Source organism: Ureibacillus chungkukjangi (assembly GCF_003217295.1).
Classification (GTDB): domain Bacteria; phylum Bacillota; class Bacilli; order Bacillales_A; family Planococcaceae; genus Ureibacillus; species Ureibacillus chungkukjangi.
On record NZ_QJTJ01000010.1, the window covers coordinates 19573 to 36336 of the forward strand.

General features: G+C 37.6%; 19 protein-coding genes. 14 read left to right on the forward strand and 5 right to left on the reverse strand.

What is annotated here, in order from left to right; translation table 11 throughout:
* Positions 1 to 44: 44 nt before the first annotated feature.
* Together BJ095_RS09220 and BJ095_RS09225 are read right to left on the reverse strand one after the other, a co-directional pair.
* The gene (locus BJ095_RS09220; RefSeq protein ID WP_107935199.1) at positions 45 to 938 is read right to left on the reverse strand and encodes an EamA family transporter; all 894 of its coding nucleotides are present in this window, start codon (positions 936 to 938) and stop codon (positions 45 to 47) included.
* Positions 939 to 956: 18 nt separating this feature from the next.
* On the reverse strand, positions 957 to 1529 hold the full coding sequence (locus tag BJ095_RS09225; protein ID WP_107935198.1) for a GNAT family N-acetyltransferase: 573 nt from the start codon (positions 1527 to 1529) through the stop codon (positions 957 to 959).
* A 145-nt stretch (positions 1530 to 1674) separates the two neighbouring features.
* On the opposite strand from BJ095_RS09225, the gene BJ095_RS09230 reads away from it, so the two are divergent.
* On the forward strand, positions 1675 to 2619 hold the full coding sequence (locus BJ095_RS09230; protein ID WP_107935197.1) for a carbohydrate kinase family protein: 945 nt from the start codon (positions 1675 to 1677) through the stop codon (positions 2617 to 2619).
* 105 nt (positions 2620 to 2724) lie between these two features.
* Here BJ095_RS09230 and BJ095_RS09235 read toward each other — a convergent pair whose 3' ends face one another.
* Together BJ095_RS09235 and BJ095_RS09240 are read right to left on the reverse strand one after the other, a co-directional pair.
* The gene (locus BJ095_RS09235; protein WP_107935196.1) at positions 2725 to 3432 is read right to left on the reverse strand and encodes a DUF421 domain-containing protein; all 708 of its coding nucleotides are present in this window, start codon (positions 3430 to 3432) and stop codon (positions 2725 to 2727) included.
* Positions 3433 to 3576: 144 nt separating this feature from the next.
* Entirely contained in the window at positions 3577 to 4257 is a 681-nt protein-coding gene (locus BJ095_RS09240) for an adenine nucleotide alpha hydrolase family protein (RefSeq protein WP_107935195.1), read from the reverse strand.
* A 314-nt stretch (positions 4258 to 4571) separates the two neighbouring features.
* Here BJ095_RS09240 and BJ095_RS09245 point away from each other — a divergent pair, with 314 nt between their 5' ends.
* The 13 genes from BJ095_RS09245 to BJ095_RS09305 all read left to right on the forward strand — a co-directional run bounded on the left by BJ095_RS09245 (position 4572) and on the right by BJ095_RS09305 (position 14802).
* Positions 4572 to 6977 carry a Na+/H+ antiporter subunit A gene (locus tag BJ095_RS09245; protein ID WP_107935194.1) on the forward strand — a complete coding sequence of 802 codons (2406 nt, stop codon included), beginning with the start codon at positions 4572 to 4574 and terminating at the stop codon, positions 6975 to 6977.
* A complete protein-coding gene (locus BJ095_RS09250; RefSeq protein WP_107935193.1) occupies positions 6974 to 7396 on the forward strand; it encodes a Na(+)/H(+) antiporter subunit B in 423 nt (140 codons plus the stop codon). The genes BJ095_RS09245 and BJ095_RS09250 overlap by 4 nt, the downstream gene beginning before the upstream one ends.
* 1 nt (position 7397) lies before the next feature.
* A complete protein-coding gene (locus BJ095_RS09255) occupies positions 7398 to 7736 on the forward strand; it encodes a Na(+)/H(+) antiporter subunit C (protein ID WP_107935192.1) in 339 nt (112 codons plus the stop codon).
* A complete protein-coding gene (locus tag BJ095_RS09260; protein WP_107935191.1) occupies positions 7729 to 9207 on the forward strand; it encodes a Na+/H+ antiporter subunit D in 1479 nt (492 codons plus the stop codon). The genes BJ095_RS09255 and BJ095_RS09260 overlap by 8 nt, the downstream gene beginning before the upstream one ends.
* A gap of 4 nt (positions 9208 to 9211) precedes the next feature.
* Positions 9212 to 9694, forward strand: coding sequence for a Na+/H+ antiporter subunit E (locus BJ095_RS09265; protein ID WP_107935190.1), 483 nt, complete (start codon positions 9212 to 9214; stop codon positions 9692 to 9694).
* Positions 9695 to 9979 (forward strand): Na(+)/H(+) antiporter subunit F1, encoded by a 285-nt coding sequence (locus BJ095_RS09270; RefSeq protein WP_107935189.1) that lies wholly within the window; start codon positions 9695 to 9697, stop codon positions 9977 to 9979.
* Positions 9966 to 10367 (forward strand): Na+/H+ antiporter subunit G, encoded by a 402-nt coding sequence (locus BJ095_RS09275; RefSeq protein WP_404427953.1) that lies wholly within the window; start codon positions 9966 to 9968, stop codon positions 10365 to 10367. The genes BJ095_RS09270 and BJ095_RS09275 overlap by 14 nt, the downstream gene beginning before the upstream one ends.
* Positions 10368 to 10696: 329 nt before the next feature.
* Entirely contained in the window at positions 10697 to 11068 is a 372-nt protein-coding gene (locus BJ095_RS09280; RefSeq protein ID WP_107935187.1) for a GntR family transcriptional regulator, read from the forward strand.
* 4 nt (positions 11069 to 11072) lie between these two features.
* Complete coding sequence (locus BJ095_RS09285) at positions 11073 to 11960, forward strand: ATP-binding cassette domain-containing protein (protein ID WP_107935186.1); 888 nt, start codon at positions 11073 to 11075, stop codon at positions 11958 to 11960.
* A gap of 73 nt (positions 11961 to 12033) precedes the next feature.
* The gene (locus BJ095_RS09290) at positions 12034 to 12666 is read left to right on the forward strand and encodes a hypothetical protein (protein ID WP_146223206.1); all 633 of its coding nucleotides are present in this window, start codon (positions 12034 to 12036) and stop codon (positions 12664 to 12666) included.
* Entirely contained in the window at positions 12663 to 13388 is a 726-nt protein-coding gene (locus BJ095_RS09295) for a hypothetical protein (protein WP_107935184.1), read from the forward strand. The genes BJ095_RS09290 and BJ095_RS09295 overlap by 4 nt, the downstream gene beginning before the upstream one ends.
* 25 nt (positions 13389 to 13413) lie before the next feature.
* Positions 13414 to 14229 (forward strand): metallophosphoesterase, encoded by an 816-nt coding sequence (locus BJ095_RS09300; protein ID WP_107935183.1) that lies wholly within the window; start codon positions 13414 to 13416, stop codon positions 14227 to 14229.
* 33 nt (positions 14230 to 14262) lie between these two features.
* The gene (locus BJ095_RS09305; protein WP_107935182.1) at positions 14263 to 14802 is read left to right on the forward strand and encodes a GNAT family N-acetyltransferase; all 540 of its coding nucleotides are present in this window, start codon (positions 14263 to 14265) and stop codon (positions 14800 to 14802) included.
* Positions 14803 to 15425: 623 nt separating this feature from the next.
* On the opposite strand, the gene BJ095_RS09310 is transcribed toward BJ095_RS09305, so the two are convergent.
* The gene (locus BJ095_RS09310) at positions 15426 to 16616 is read right to left on the reverse strand and encodes an alanyl-tRNA editing protein (RefSeq protein ID WP_107935220.1); all 1191 of its coding nucleotides are present in this window, start codon (positions 16614 to 16616) and stop codon (positions 15426 to 15428) included.
* Positions 16617 to 16764: the final 148 nt, after the last annotated feature.

Sequence of the window (16764 nt, forward strand, 5' to 3'; positions counted from 1 at the left end):
TGACAGCTTAATCGACCTTTGTAACTACGTATTACTATTAAATGTTAGGCAGCATTTTTCCTTTGGGCTAGGACAGTTGGTAATACCATACCAACAAGAACTAGTACAATTCCAAACAACTGAAGCATAGTAAGGGTTTCGTGTAATATTATAACTGAAGCGATTATTGCAACAGGTAATTCCATTGCACTTAAAATAGATGAAAGGGCGCCTCCAACCTTTGGAACAGCAATTGAAAATAACAGGATCGGTAAAATAATCCCCAAGACACCAAGGATAATCCCGAAAATCCATAAATTCGTATTAAATAATGTACCGTTCCAGATAATTTCTGGTGCTAAAAAGATTGAAATCACGATTACTGCAATTAGAGACATTAAGAAGGTACGTGTAATTGTAGACATTCCTTCTATTTGTCTTGAGTTCACTTGAATGAATACCGCAAAGCTTGTTGCTGCTAATAAGCCGTATACCCAGCCTTGCCATGGGATTGTTGAAAGGTCGGTATCTAATACGCCAGCAGCAAGTATTGTTCCGCCGAATAAAAACAGTAATGAAAATGCTTCAAAACGGTTTGGCCATCTCTTATGCAGGGCACAGTCAATAAACAGGCCAATCCACGTAAATTGGAAAAATAGCACAACACCAAGTGAAGCGGTTACATAATTTAGGGCAAGTCCATAAACCATTCCAGTATTAGCAGTTAGTGCTCCAGCTGCTAAAATTGTGATGATGCCGGATTTATTAATTTTGGGTATAGATCTTTGGGTAAAAAGGAATAAAATAAGCGCCAGTACAAATCCTACTAAATATTGACTTGTAACAGCTTCACTAGTTGTAAATCCATGACCCATCGCCACTTTAATAATTGTTGATAAAAGCCCATAGCTACTCGATGCAATGATGATCAGCAATGGATAAAATAGTTGTAATTTCATGTTGTATAACCTGCATTTCTAAATAATTGTTTTAACCATATGAAAAAATGGTTCATCGATAATCGTCCAGGGTTCTGTCACAGCATAGCCTAGTCGCTCATATAATTTTCTTGCTTTTACCTTTTGTGTTTCAACATTTAATGCAATTTTAGTGAAGTTATTTGAAAGAGCAACTTCTTCTGCAAAGTGTAAAAGTGCAGTTCCGACACCTTGACCACGAGCATTTTTGTGAACACAAAGTGTATCGACATAAAATTCGTCATGATTAGCTTCCACATCAATGGAAGTAATAGGAGCATTTTTTTGTTCTAGCCAACGTTGTAGGTTAGCATCTAATTTTGCACCTTCTTCTCCATCATATACAATTAGTATGCCTAAAATCGCTTTCGTTACTTCATCTTCTGCAACATAAGTATGGAAGTAAGAGATACGATTGTCAGTTCTTCTAAAAAGTACCTCGAGACACGTGAGAATTTGAGGTAGTTCAGTTTCACCTGTCAAACGTATGGCAATGTCCCCAATTGCTTCAAAAATAAGTGGAGCAGTTTTAGGGGCATCCTCTAATATAGCTTGTCTTATGTAAAATGTCATGAGTAATCTTTCCTTTCGCAAAAATTTTAACAAATTCATGAAGGAAGATATGTCCTTTTCCCCTGTCTGAATAGTTTTAAATTTTAAGATTTCGTTAATTTTATGTTACGCTGAGTTAAGTAAATATTCGGAGGTCTAACAACTCATGAGTGAGTCTAATAAAGATTTCGTATTAGTATACGGAGACGCTTTTGTTGATTATATAGCCAATGATAGAACCAATACATCATTTACGACATTTTTAGGCGGGGCAACAGTTAATGTTGCAGCCGGAATTAGTCGAATCGGTGCTCCCTCATCTTTAATTACAATTACTGGTGACGATGAGACCTCTCAATTTGTTCGCGACGAACTAAATAAAGAAGGTGTGAACATGGATTATGCCATTATCACGCCAGAAAAACGTGTCAGTGGAGTGTATGTTCACTTAACAGAAGAAAGTGAGCGTATTTTCAAGGATTACGTTGATGAGGCACCAGATTTACAAGTAACAGATGAGCAACTAAATGAAGAAGCATTTAAAAAAGCTTCGGTATTTAATGTATGTTCTGGAACTATGTTCCATCCAACAGCTCTTGCTACAACTAGAACAGCAGTAGATATGGCAAAGGAAAAAGGTGTTATCATTGCAATTGATGCCAATATCCGCCCGCTACGTTGGAGCAGTGAAGAATTCTGTCGTGAAACCATCACATCATTTTTCGAAGATGCTCACATATTAAAGTTAACAGATGAAGAGCTATTTTTCCTAACAGAAACAACTAGTATCGAAGAGGGAATTGAAATTATGAATCAATACCTGGTACCAATAGTTCTTATTACTGTAGGAGCAAACGGCGCATATGCCGTATTAAATGGTGAAGTCATTCATGTTCCGACCGAAAAAGTAGAGGCAGTTGATACTACAGGTGCAGGTGACGCATTCATGGCAGGTGTATTACGCTTTGTCCACTTCAATGGATTACCAACAACTCACGATGAGTTAGTCAAATGTGTAAGCTTCGGAAACCGCTTAGGCGCATTCGCAGCAACGAAACCAGGTGCCTTAACAGCCCTGCCACATTATGATGAAATAAAAGAGTGGGTTTAATAATAAAACCGACAGCAAGCTAACATGCTGTCGGTTTTTTGTATGGATAAAAGAATAAGTAGCTAGTGTAGACTGCAGAACTGGGAATCTCCAAAGCCCTGTCATTTAATCTTCATCCGATTCATCTAAACTAATATAAAACGAGTCATCAGGAAGCACTTGAGCAAAATATACTTTATCGATCTCAATATTTTGTTCTTTCAGTTTTCCCAGGACCCAATCTTCGGTTACATCTAACTCCTTTAAATTTTTCCGAATGATTTTTCCACTTCTAATTATCTCCGTAGGCAAATGAGCTGGGAGAGTGAGACTTGTGTTTACATCTTCTTTTGTTGCATTAGCGAAGGTGGGTTTCTTTAACACACTAAGCTCTCCATTTGTTTCGAAAACAGCATAATGCACTTCATTGAATGAAAAAATTCCTTGTTCCCTTAATAGCATCGCAAGTTCATCAGGATGAAGCCGAGCCTTTTTCATGCTCTTTTTTAGGATGGTTCCATTTTGAATTAAGATAGTAGGTCGATCATCAATCAAAATACGGATTTTCGAAAAATTTAAAGTGAGAAAACTAACTAAAAGAGTGAGGAGAGTCCAACAAATTAATGCAATCGATCCATCAAAGAAGTCAGTGTCATGCTGTGTTGAAACCTCTGCGGCAATGGACCCGATTGTGATTCCGGTTATGTAGTGGAAAAAGGTTAATTGGCTAAGTTGTTTTTTTCCAATGAACCGTGCTAGTACTAGAATAGTAAAGAAGGATAGTATGGATCTTAAAATCGTTTCTCCCAAATGAATATTACTAAAACCGTCCATCACGAATTTCCCCTTTCGACATTACTTTTAGCATGGTCAAAAGGAAGGAACTGTATGCAAATTGAGCAAAAAGAGGAAATAAAAAAACTGTACCTCAAGGGTTAGAGAAATTCTAGCCTTTGGGGTACAGTTTTTTTAAAAGCTTTAGACGTTTGAAATGCCATAAATTGAATGAATGAGATGTGGATTAGTTACAAAGCCTTCTTTAATCCTAACCTCATGCATTTTATTTTGGTAGGAAAATTTAAAAATACCATTATCAAAATCTGTTCCAATTTCCTTAAAGAAAATTCCCTCGATGGAAACTGATTTCGGGCAGGTGAAGACAATTTTATAGTTCTCTAAATCTTGCATAACGTATGCACGGACACCCTTTTCATATGTTCCGTGAGCCTCTTCTTCAATCGGGCGCTTTACAGCAACAATGTGAAAATCAACAAATGGCACTTCTTTTAGTAAAACATTTAAAAAGGATCCTTTTGTTATTTCTTCCCATCTACTTTGAGCACTTTGGCCAACAATGATTTGCGTAATATTCTTTTCACGGGCAATCTCACCGATTACTTTTTGAATGGGTTGCTTTTCATCATCTCGAACGATAAACTCTTCAACTTCCAGCTCTTTACAAAGATCTGTCCAGCTTTCAATATAGCCGGATTTCTCAGCATCGAAGGCATCAACTGCTTTAGCGTCAACCGTTAATATATAAAGTGGACAATCTAATAACGTCGCTAGTTTATGTCCTCTACGTATAAGACGCTCACCATTAAGTCCGTAATATACACAAACTAATATACTTTCATCCATTCTTTTCAAATGCTTCATAGATAGTTTGCTCCTCTTAATAGTAGTTTGTTATTAAAATATAACAATTTTTTAAGCAAAAAACTGTATAAATAAGCAAAAGTAAATGCGAATTGAGTGCATCTAGTCCATCCCTATTGTATACTTATTATTGTAATATTTAATCTTTATTTTCAATTAAAACTTCAAAATTAACATTTTTGTAAATAGTTGAGATTTTGGAATTTAACTTTATGACACATTATTATGAAGTGAGTCATTTTGTAAGTCAAGTGGGTAGAGTGATTTCTATAATTTTTATACTGCTATGTTACAAAATTAGGAGGTATTAGCTTGTGACAATCGAAATTGCCATCATACTAATTCCATTTATAATGGCAGCACTGATTCCCTTATTTAATAGGCGACTACAAAAAAGTTTTATAGGTTGGGTCGTTCTCGTAATCCCTGTTAGTTTATTCCTTATACTGACTACATATATCCCTCGTATAGCAAAGGGTGAAACTTTCTCCCATACCTATTGGTGGATCCCCTCGTTCAATATTAATTTCACGACGTATCTAGATGGCTTAAGCTTGATATTTAGTTTGTTGATAACTGGTGTCGGAAGTTTAGTAATCTTGTATTCTATCTTTTACTTATCGATAAAAGAATCTCTACATCATTTCTATTGTTATTTACTATTGTTTATGGGAGCAATGCTAGGTGTTGTCTTCTCAGATAATTTAATGGTGCTCTATGCATTTTGGGAACTAACGAGTGTTTCATCCTTCCTTTTAATCGCATTTTGGCATCACCGGAAAGCATCTAGAGCAGGTGCCAGAAAGTCCATGACGATAACAGTATCAGGTGGTGTGGCCATGCTGGTAGGCTTCTTAATGCTTTATGCTATGTCTGGAACACTTAGTATTAGAGAGATTATCGGAAATGTGGACGAAATCAGTGAACAGACATTGTTTATTCCTGCACTTGTCTTAGTTTTACTAGGTGCATTTACAAAATCGGCACAGTTTCCCTTCCATATTTGGCTTCCAGATGCCATGGAGGCTCCAACGCCTGTTAGTGCCTATCTACATTCGGCAACAATGGTTAAGGCTGGAATCTATTTAGTCGCACGCTTCACACCAGTTTTTGGAGGAGAGGTAGTATGGTTCTGGGCCGTGACAGGAGTCGGATTGCTTACTCTGTTTTGGGGCGCATTTAATGCGGTGCGTCAATCTGATTTAAAAGCGATATTAGCTTTCTCAACAGTTAGCCAGCTCGGTTTAATTATGAGTTTATTAGGACTGGGATCTGTTGCGGTTCATTTAGGCTATTCAACAAGCTCGGTGATTTATACGCAAGCAACCTTTGCTGCACTTTTCCATTTAATTAACCACTCAACCTTTAAAGGTGCATTATTTATGATGGTCGGAATTGTCGATCATGAAATCGGAACCCGGGATATTAGAAGACTTGGTGGTTTAATGTCCATCCTGCCATTTACATTTACAATTGCTTTAATTGGCTGCTTCTCTATGGCTGGTTTACCGCCTTTTAATGGTTTCCTGAGTAAGGAAATGTTTTTTGCAGCGACAGTAAGTATTACAAATTTGGATATTTTCTCAATCGCCAGCATCGGGATATTAGTGCCTGTTATAGCTTGGATTGCGAGTGTTTTTACATTTATCTATTGTGCAATTATTGTAAGCAAAACGTTCTTAGGGAAGATTAAGCCGGATATTTTAGAAAAAAATCCACATGAAGCACCGGTAGGGATGTTAATTTCTCCATTTATTTTAATCGGGCTTGTGATTGCTATTTTCTTCTTCCCAAATACTTTAGGCGCTTATATTTTAAAGCCAGCGATGTCCAGTGTATATCCAACATTCCCAGCTACAGCTGAAATGACACCGCATATTTACGCTTGGCATGGATTTAAGCCAGAGCTGTTTATGACGATAGGTGTTATTCTTGTTGGACTTCTCTTATATCGATACATGAAGCATTGGATTAAAATTTACCGTCTATTCCCTCAAAAATGGACTCTTAATGCAATCTATGAAAGAGTCATTACCTCGAGCGAGAATATCTCGGAAAGTATAACGAATCGTTATATGAATGGTAATTTAATGCATTACTTTATTTATATATATGTAAGCTTTGTGGTAATTGTTGCGGGCACCTTTTTGACACTTGAGGCATTTTCCTGGACTCCAAGCTTAGATGCTCCAGTCGAAAATTATGAATTACTCCTAGTATTTATCATGATTTTTGCAAGCTGTGCACTGATTTTTGCGAAGTCGCGTATTACAGCTGTTTTATTAAACGGCGTATTGGGGTATGCGATTGCGTTCTTCTTCGTTATTTTCAGAGCACCAGATTTGGCTCTTACGCAGCTAGTTGTTGAATCGGTAACAACGGCATTATATTTAATCTGCTTTAAATATTTAGCAGAGCTAAAGCCAGAGAAGACTTCTAAACGAGTTAAACTCTCTAATGGAATAATCTCAATTCTCGTTGGATCTACAGTGACTCTAATTGGTTTAGCCGTTATCAACTATGAAAAATTCGAATCAATCTCGGTTTACTTTGAAGATTCATATAAACTAGCCGGGGGTAAAAATATAGTAAATACTATTCTTGGGGACTTCCGTGCCTTTGATACGATGCTTGAGGTGGTCGTTCTCTTAATAGCTGGCTTAGGAATATATACCCTCATTAAGCTAAAAGCAGCGAAGAAGGGGGATGCAGACACTTGAAAATTAATGATGTAATTTTAAGAACAGTCGTTAAAGGGGTTGTCTTCATCATTTTAACCCTTGGTGTTTACCTCTTCTTTTCCGGACATAATGCCCCAGGAGGCGGGTTTATAGGTGGTCTTGTTCTAGGCTCGGGGATTGTTCTTCTTTATATTACCTACGACCTTGAAACCGTTCATAGAAAAATGCCTTTTGATTTTAAAAAGGTAGCAGCCCTGGGTGTTCTATTAGCTACAGGCTCAGCAATAGGGGCTATCTTTTTTGATGCGCCATTTTTATCGCAAACAGATATTTACTACACCTTTCCAATTTTAGGTGAAAAACATTTAACTACCGTTACAATTTTTGAAGCAGGTGTCGCCCTAACCGTAATTGGGACGCTTGTTACGATTATTTTAAGTATAAGTGAGGATGAATAGCATGGAATCTTTAATGATGATATTGATCGGTGTTCTCGTGACTGTTGGCACCTATTTAGTCCTCTCTCGAAATTTAATACGCGTTATTTTGGGAACGGCCGTATTATCCCATGCTGTTCATTTGCTGATTTTAACAATGGGCGGTCTGAAAAAGGGGGCCGTCCCACTACTAAGTCAATCTGAAGGACCTTTTACTGATGCTTTGCCACAGGCGTTGATTTTAACAGCAATTGTAATTAGCTTTGCAACAACGGCATTTCTACTCGTTTTGGCATATCGGACATACAAGACGAACGGTTCTGATGATTTACAGGAATTGAGAGGAATGTCTGATGAATAACTTACTCGTTGTCCCACTAATTATTCCCATTATTACTGCAGTTCTTCTTGTTTTTTTACGCGAACAAATTATGCTGCAGCGTATTATTAGCTTCATCACGATGATTTTTATAAGCATCATTTCGTTTTTGTTATTAAATTTTGTACAAACAGATGGAATTATTCGTTTAGATTTCGGAGGATGGATCCCTCCATTTGGCATTCTTTTTGTAGCCGATTCATTTTCATTGCTATTAGTCTTAACGGCTAATGTATTAACAACAATCTGTTTACTATACGCATTTTCTACAATAGGGGAACGACATGAAAAAATGTTCTTCTACCCATTTGTTCTATTTTTAATAGCTGGTGTTAACGGATCCTTTTTAACAGGGGATGTTTTTAATCTATTTGTTTGTTTTGAGGTAATGCTTTTAGCTTCCTATGTATTGGTAGCTCTTGGCGGAAAAAAGAGACAGCTAAGGGAATCACTTAAATATGTCATCATCAATGTCGTTGCCTCTTGGATGTTCTTAATCGCTCTAGCCTTTTTATACGGGACAGTAAAAACATTAAATATGGCTCATATTGCACAGCGTGTTGCAGAGGTTGGCCAAGATCCCGTACTGACAACAGTAGCGATTCTCTTTTTAATCGTATTTAGTTTAAAAGCAGGGCTGCTATTATTCTTCTGGTTGCCAGGCTCTTATAGTGTTCCGCCGACTGTTGTGCAGGCCCTATTTGCCGCACTTTTAACAAAGGTCGGCATCTATGCTCTCATCCGTACCTTTACACTGATGTTTCCACTCAACCAAGATGTTACTCATACGATTATCGGCGTTATGGCGGGTATTACCCTCATAGCAGGCTGTATGGGTGCTCTATCAGGTCGAGATATATACACGATTGCTACATATAACGTCATTATTGGAGTTGGATTTATTTTAATAGGGTTAGCTGTTGGGACAGAGTCAGCTCTAACAGGGGCAATCTATTATTTAATTCATGACATGCTAGCAAAAGCGCTATTATTCTTGTTAGTCGGTATGATGTTTTATGTTAGTGGTGAGTCTGTTGTAAAGAAAATGAGCGGACTTATTCAAAACTATCCGTTATTTGGCTGGATTTATTTCCTAGTTATGCTTGCACTTGCAGGAATCCCACCTCTTAGTGGGTTTATGGGGAAGGTGTTAATCGGACAAGGCGCCATCGAGAACGGCTCCTATGTATTACTTGCAATAGGCTTTGCATCAAGTATTATCGTGCTCTATTCCTTACTTAGAATCTTCCTTGCCTCCTTTTATGGAGAAACGACGATTAGCTATGAAGATCGGAAGCCAATTCCTAGAGGGGCATATGTAGCCTTCGTTTTACTAGCACTATCGATTGTATGTGTCGGAGTTGGAGCGGAGTCTCTAGCCATATATGTAAAGGATGCAGCCAAAACACTAATGAATCCATCAATCTACATTGATGCCATTTTGAAGGGGTGAGTAGATGTTCGCACAATTTTTATTGAATTTATTTCTTGCACTTTTGTGGCTGTTATTAGTAGATGAACCGGTTCCGCAGCTAACGACATTCTTTACTGGATTTGTAGTTGGGATTGGGATTTTATATGTGATGCATCGATTCTTTGGAACACAATTTTACCTTCGAAGAGTAATGAAAATATTATATTTAATGCTGCTGTTTATAAAAGAACTGCTGTCATCAAGCTACTTAGTTATCAAACAAGTGCTGACGCCAAATCTACAAATTACACCGGGTATCTTTACTTATAAAACTAGTCTACAGGGAGAATGGGAGATAACAGCCTTAGCTTTACTATTAACGCTTACACCAGGTTCTGTAGTAATGGAAGTATCTGAAAGCGGTGATGTCTTTTATATTCATGCAATGGATATAGAGGAGTCAAAGGAATCGATTATCCGATCGATGGGGAAGTTTGAAAAAGCTATTTTGGAGGTGACACGATAGATGAAAGAAACGATTTTGTTATTGGCGCTTGTATTCTTCATGGTTGCCATTGCTTTGTTACTATATCGTGTAATTGTAGGTCCTTCCATGCCAGACCGTGCCATCGCATTAGATACAATCGGCGTGAATTTAATATCCGCCATTGCGATAGTTTCCATTGTTTTATCAACCAAAGCATTTTTAGAGGCAATTCTAATTTTAGGAATTTTAGCCTTTATCGGAACAATCGCCTTTTCAAAATATATCGAGAGGGGGGTTATCGTTGATCGCAATGGAGATTCTTGAGTGGGTAGCCGTGATTTTGGTTTTAATAGGCTCGATTATTAGTGTAATTAGTGCGTTTGGACTTATTAAATTGCCTGACGTATATACTAGATCCCATGCGGCAACGAAAAGCTCAACATTAGCAGTAATGGCTTGTTTATTAGGAGCGTTTATCTATTTTTGGAGCCATGATGGCTATGTTAGTATTCGTTTAATATTGGGGATAATCTTCGTCTTTATAACTGCTCCTGTTGCTGGGCATCTAATATGTCGAGCTGCCTACAGATCTCGTGTCCCTTTAGCTAGAAACTCGGGGCAGGATGAGTTAAAATCCATTTTATTTGATGGAGATATTGCAGCGACCACAGTACAAACTATCGAAAAAGAAAAGTCAGAAGAAAACCAATAGTTATCCACATAGAAAACATTCACTTTTTTAATGAAGTGGATGTTTTTTTTTATGTGGATAACTTTTTGTGTTTTTTAGGGTGAAATTTTAATTTTCAATGTGGACAAGTGAGTCTTCTTGGGATAAAGCTGTGGAGTAAGTCGAGTCAAGTTGATAGATATAAGAGAATTGTGGATAAGGTTTTTATGAAGTGAAGATTACTGAAGATGATAGTGGAAATTTATAACAATGTATAATATTGACAATTTCGGGCGGGTAGAATATAGTACATTACAACAGTAATGCACTAAAGATGATTCGGAATAGTCTATAAGAAAGGAGGAGCTTTTTTGAATATAAGCAATGACTCCACAGCTCCCATCTATATTCAAATCGCAGAATGGATCGAGAACGAAATATTGGCAGAGCGTTTACAAGAAGCCGGGAAGGTGTATTCCCAATACCAATTAGCGGAGCTTTTTAATATTAACCCAGCAACAGCAGGCAAGGGTTTAACAATCTTGCTTGAAAATGACATTGTCTATAAAAAACGGGGACTTGGAATGTTCGTACAGGTAGGGGCAAAGGAATTGATATTAGCCAAAAGACGGGATGAAAAGCTGTCAAAGCTTGCAAAAGAAATTGTACAAGAAGCAAAACGTTTATTTGTACAGGATGAGGAATTAATCGAGCTTATAAAAAAGGCTCAAAGGGAGGAGTGAAGGCATGGGGGACATCGTTTGCAATCTGCTTGATAAAAATTATCGCAATAAGAAAGCTTTGAACAAGCTATCTTGTTCAATCGAAGGGGAAAAAATTATTGGTTTAATCGGACGCAATGGTGCGGGGAAGTCTACATGGCTAAAACTGTTGGCGGGTCATTTAAAACCGACAGATGGTGAAATTCGAATCTTTGGTGAAAATCCCTTCAACAGTTTAAAGGTTGCGTCTAACCTGATTTTAATAGAGGATACAATGACCTTTCCACCATTTCTGAACATTAGGGAGCTATTAAAAATGGCAGGCGATTTTTATCAGAATTGGCAAGGTGAGCTTGCTGAAGGGCTCCTGAAATATGCTGATATTCCATTGAATAACTATCATCATAAACTATCTAAGGGTCAAGCATCTACATTTAACCTAATCTATGGTCTTGCTACAAGATGTGCAATTACTTTACTAGATGAACCGATGAATGGAATGGATGAGGGAATTCGAACGGATATGTACCGAGCGATTTTAAAGGAGTACATTGCGAACCCACGTATAATTATTATTTCAAGCCATCACCTAGCAGAAATTGAACATTTGCTGGAGGAAATTATGCTAATTGACCATGGGGAAGTAGTGTTGCATTTACCTCTAGAAGCAGTAAGTCAAATGTTAGTCCGCATTAAAGGGGAAGTAAATGAAGTCAAAGAAATGACAGGGTATCAGGATGTACTTTATGAAAAGCAGGATGTGAGCTACGAGGTGATTATTGAAAGAAATAAGCTCGATGAAACCTATGACAAGCAGTCAAAAACTCTGATTCAATCTGTATCTGCGACTGAAGTATGTAAACTGCTAACGAATAAATCGAAGGGTGGTATTGATGATGTCTTTAACTCATAAAACCTTTCCCCAAGTTGTTTTGACACAGGTGAAATGGAAGGTAATGGCGTATAGTCAGGCTTTGATAACTCTTTTGATTTTGCAGATTGTAATGTACTACTTTAATTACAGTGGGAGCGGTATGTCTACCAGAGGAAATGGATTACTGTCACTTCAGACTCATTTTTACAGTTTAGATGGATTTGTTATTTCAACATGTCTTTGGTCGTTTGTTACGGCTTATTTAATCCAAACAAAGGACTATCGGAAGACGAATCTTTCGATAGTAAGCAACCGAGTAACGGGAAATATTGCAAATGCTTTGGTTCTCGTTTTTTATAGCTTTATCGCTACAATTATTGTTCATATGTCTCTATATATTTTAGTAGCTTTTATACAGCTAGTAAAAGGGATAACTATGTTTCCAGATGTAAGCTTGTTTAACTTCTTGCATTTCCTTGTTTCATTTTGCTTAATATTACTTGCTGCCTCCAGTGGGTATTTTTTGTCTTCACTATTTAACCTCTCAAAAATACTTGGAGGGCTGTTTGTAATTTTCTTTGGTTTGTTCCTTTTCCGTGTTTTTGATGAACAGCTATTAACAATCATGAGATTTTATTTTGAAGCAGGCTATTTATTATTTATTGTAAAAGCATTAATAACTGCCTCCCTATTTTTTACACTCCCAGTTGTTTTTCTTAATAGAAAAGAGGTGGTTCGAGGATGACTCCATTATTGTTTATGGTCTTAATACTTATGAGTTTTCTTTTGTTCTCTCCCTATTTCGCAGTGTCAATTGGAAAGAAATTAAAAAAGAATTTTTGGACAGTTAAAAGAATAAGTATAATAATCACAGGATATATCGGGTTAGGCTTAATTGCATATATGTACTTAGCTCTTTCTTTAACTGGTAATAATGAATATAAGACTCTTTCATCTGAGGAAATTGAACGAATTATGATAGATGAAAATCAATTTAGTAGTTCCTTGTCTCAAAAGCAGGGAGACCAGTTTGACGAAAGATACTTAGTTGATGAATGGTCTATGAAGCTTTCATCAGATGAGGTAACCTTACTACGAGAATCAGAGGATACTTATGGAAGGATTTATGTCTTAATTGATTGGCGGGATGATGCAGGTTCAAATGAAATCTATGTAAAAACATATCAAATTCCACATGTAAATAGAGGGATTGATTTAACAAAAGAGGTAACAAATAATCAATTCGAGTTTGCGGACGATACGCTTATTGTGAAGAAACCGCCTGAAAAGCAATTGATATTTAACAGCATTAATCCAAAAATAGAAATGCTGGAGTGGAGTGTGCCTAGGCTCCATTCAAAAGATTATGTAGTTGAAAACTCTGTAACAGGTTCAACTTATCTTTACTTGAATGTTCCAAATCATGTTACTATTATTGATGAGGGTAAGCTTCGATTTTACCCATAATCTTTGAATGAATTGAGCGAGTGCGTTGAAAAAACTTTTAAAATTTTTCCTTTTTATAATAGCAATCTATTTATTTTTATATATAAACAACCATTGGATTATTACAACCCAGCATGAATATAAATCTGACAAGGTTCCTGTTAGCTTTGACGGCTTTCGAATTACCCAAGTTTCAGATTTACACGATGCAGTGTTTGGAGATCGTCAGGATAAACTCGTAAAAAAAGTAGCAGCTACAAATCCAGATGTGATTTTTATAACGGGGGATGTCATTGATAGTAATCGCTATGACCTTGAACAGAGCTTACAAGCAGTACGACAATTTGTAAATATAGCAGATGTTTACTATGTCATTGGAAATCATGAGGTGGCTACCAACCAAGTTCAAGAAATCTATGAAGCATTGACGGCAATAGGTGTTCACGTCATGCCAAATACCTCGGTTAAGCTGGAGCGAGCAGGGGAAAGTATATCGATTTTAGGTATTGAAGATCCACTTAATGGTCACGAAACACAAAATATGTTAAGTACGGCTTTAGCTGGAGTGAATCAAGAGGAGTTGACTGTTCTTCTAGCGCACCGACCTGAAAAGTTTAATACGTATGTTGCTAACAATATAAATTTGGTATTTTCCGGCCATGCACATGGGGGACAGATTCGAATCCCATTTGTGGGGGGGCTTATTGCTCCAGGACAAGGCTTCTTACCGAAATATACTGCAGGCACCTTTGAGGATGGGGAAACAACGATGAATGTTAGTCGTGGCTTAGGGAATAGCACAGTGCCATACCGAATTTTTAATCTTCCACAGCTAATCGTCGTCGAGTTAAAATCAACATAATATAAATATTGATGAAAACGGGGGAATGGAAGTATGTTTATTTATCCAGTAGATGAAGAAATTAGCTTAAAGCTTGTTACAGAAAGAGATGCAGAAGAAGTCTTTCAAATGATTGATTCCTCCCGTACATATTTTCGTGAATGGTTGGGCTGGTTAGACTATTCAACAAAGGTTCAGGATACGGTCGATAACATCAAGGGGAACCTGTTGAAGTTTGTAGCTCAAGAAGGACTGGATACGGCCATTGTTTTTAATGGAAAAATCGTAGGGAAAATCGGATTCAATAAAATCAACAAAGCAAACAAAACTGCCTATATCGGCTACATGCTAGATGAAGCCTTCCAAGGAAAGGGCATCATGACAAGAGCAACAAAAGCTATGGTTAATATAGCCTTTGAGGAATACGGGCTAAATAAAGTTGAAATCCACGCAGCAGAAGGCAATACAAAAAGCCGCAGCATCCCTGTAAGACTAGGCTTCAAAGAAGAAGGAACGATTCGAAGTGCTGAATGGCTATATAGTCAATATGTCGATCATGTAGTTTACGGAATGCTAAAAGAAGAGTGGAAATAAAAAGCGAGCTAGCGATGAGCTCGCTTTTTTTCTTGGGAAATAATTGATGCTTATGATCAGTAAAATTTTGAGAGAAGTGCTGTCATAAGGGGAATGAAGGACAGTATGAATATGAGGGATGAGAAAAGTGTCTATCATAAAGTAGATGAAGGACAGTATGGATGTGAGGAGTGAGAAAAGTGTCTGTCATAAAGCAGATGAAGGACAGTATGAATACGAGGGATGAGAAAAGTGTCTATCATAAAGTGGATGAAGGACAGTATGGATGTGAGGAGTGAGAAAAGTGTCTGTCATAAAGCAGATGAAGGACAGTATGAATATGAGGGATGAGAAAAGTGTCTGTCATAAAGTAGATGAAGGACAGTATGGATGTGAGGAGTGAGAAAAGTGTCTGTCATAAAGCAGATGAAGGACAGTATGAATATGAGGGATGAGAAAAGTGTCCGTCATAAAGTAGATGAAGGACAGTGTGAGCAAGTTATCAAGGCAAAGTGACCTTCATAGACCAGATGAAAGCCACATCAGGAACGAAGCCAAAGGAAAGTGACCTTCATCAACCAGATGAAAGCCACTTCGAAAAAAAATCCATCAGCTGACCACCTCGTATCACAAGCCCATCCCTATTAAACCAACTTCTGCATCTCCATCAATAACTCATTAGCAGAAATACTTTTCTCGCCGCCACCTTGAACAAATGCGTCGTTGCCGCCGCCTTTTCCATTGATTAAGGGTAAAACAGCACCCGAAATGTCCTTCATGCTTTTATCCACCTGACTACCGCGAGCTGCGATAAATTGTAGTTTATCTCCGTTATCTGCTACAAGAAGGCAAATGCCTTCCTCCATTTGGGAAACGACTGCGCGACCAAGCTTTTGTAAAGCTTGTACGGTGCGGTTTTCAAAGGAAGCCGCCACCACTTCTGTAGCACGACCAGCTTCAACAAGTTCCCTCGCCTCATATTCGAGCAGCTGATTTTGTGCATCATCTAGAGATTTTTCTGTTGCTTTTATATCATTAAAAAGTTTGCGCAGAGCATCGGCTGCGTTTTCTTCAGGTACGCTTAATTGACGGGCAACATTTGATAATACATGCTTTCGCATTGCTAGCTGACTTAACACGCGGTTTCCACAAACAAAGGAAATTCGCGTGTTTTTTTTCATTTTCTCGGTACTCAGAATTTTAATGGAGCTTACTTGACCTGTTGAAGTCGGGTGAGTTCCGCCACATCCGTTGTAATCAAAATCAGGGATGATTACTAGACGAATATCTTCATCAACTGAAACATCTTTTCGTAAAGGATAATTAGACAGCTCCTCTTTTGAAACCCACTTCGTTTCAATTGGTCGATTTTCTAAAACAATCTCATTGGCACGTTTTTCTACCTGGGCAAGTTGTTCCTCTGTAACTTGAGCAGTCGCAATATCAATTGTGACAAGCTCTGTTCCTAGATGGAAGCTAACTGTTGGAAAATCGAATAACTCCACAAATGCAGCTGTTAAAATGTGCTGACCAGTATGCTGTTGCATATGGTCAAAACGACGGTTCCAATCGACGTACCCTGTGACTTCATGTTCACCAGTTAGATTATCAATATTTCCTTCAATATAATGACGAATTTCATCGTCTACTTTTTCTACATCAACTACCTTAAACTCATCAATCATTCCTGTGTCATGAGGTTGACCTCCACCAGTTGGGTAAAACGCTGTATTTGAAAGAACAATATAAGGTCGTGCTTCTTCAGTACCTGTTCGTACAACCTGTGCTGTAAATTGGCTCGTCATAGAATTTTGATAATAAAATAACTCTCTCATAAACAAATTTTTCCTCTCCTAAGCAACTATTTTTCCTTATTGTTGCATACTACCTAAAAAGTGTCACTTGCATAAAAAAATTATCTTCAATTTGAGATTTTACTATTTCCATAGTAAATACCATCGTGTACACTGAGATAGCACATAG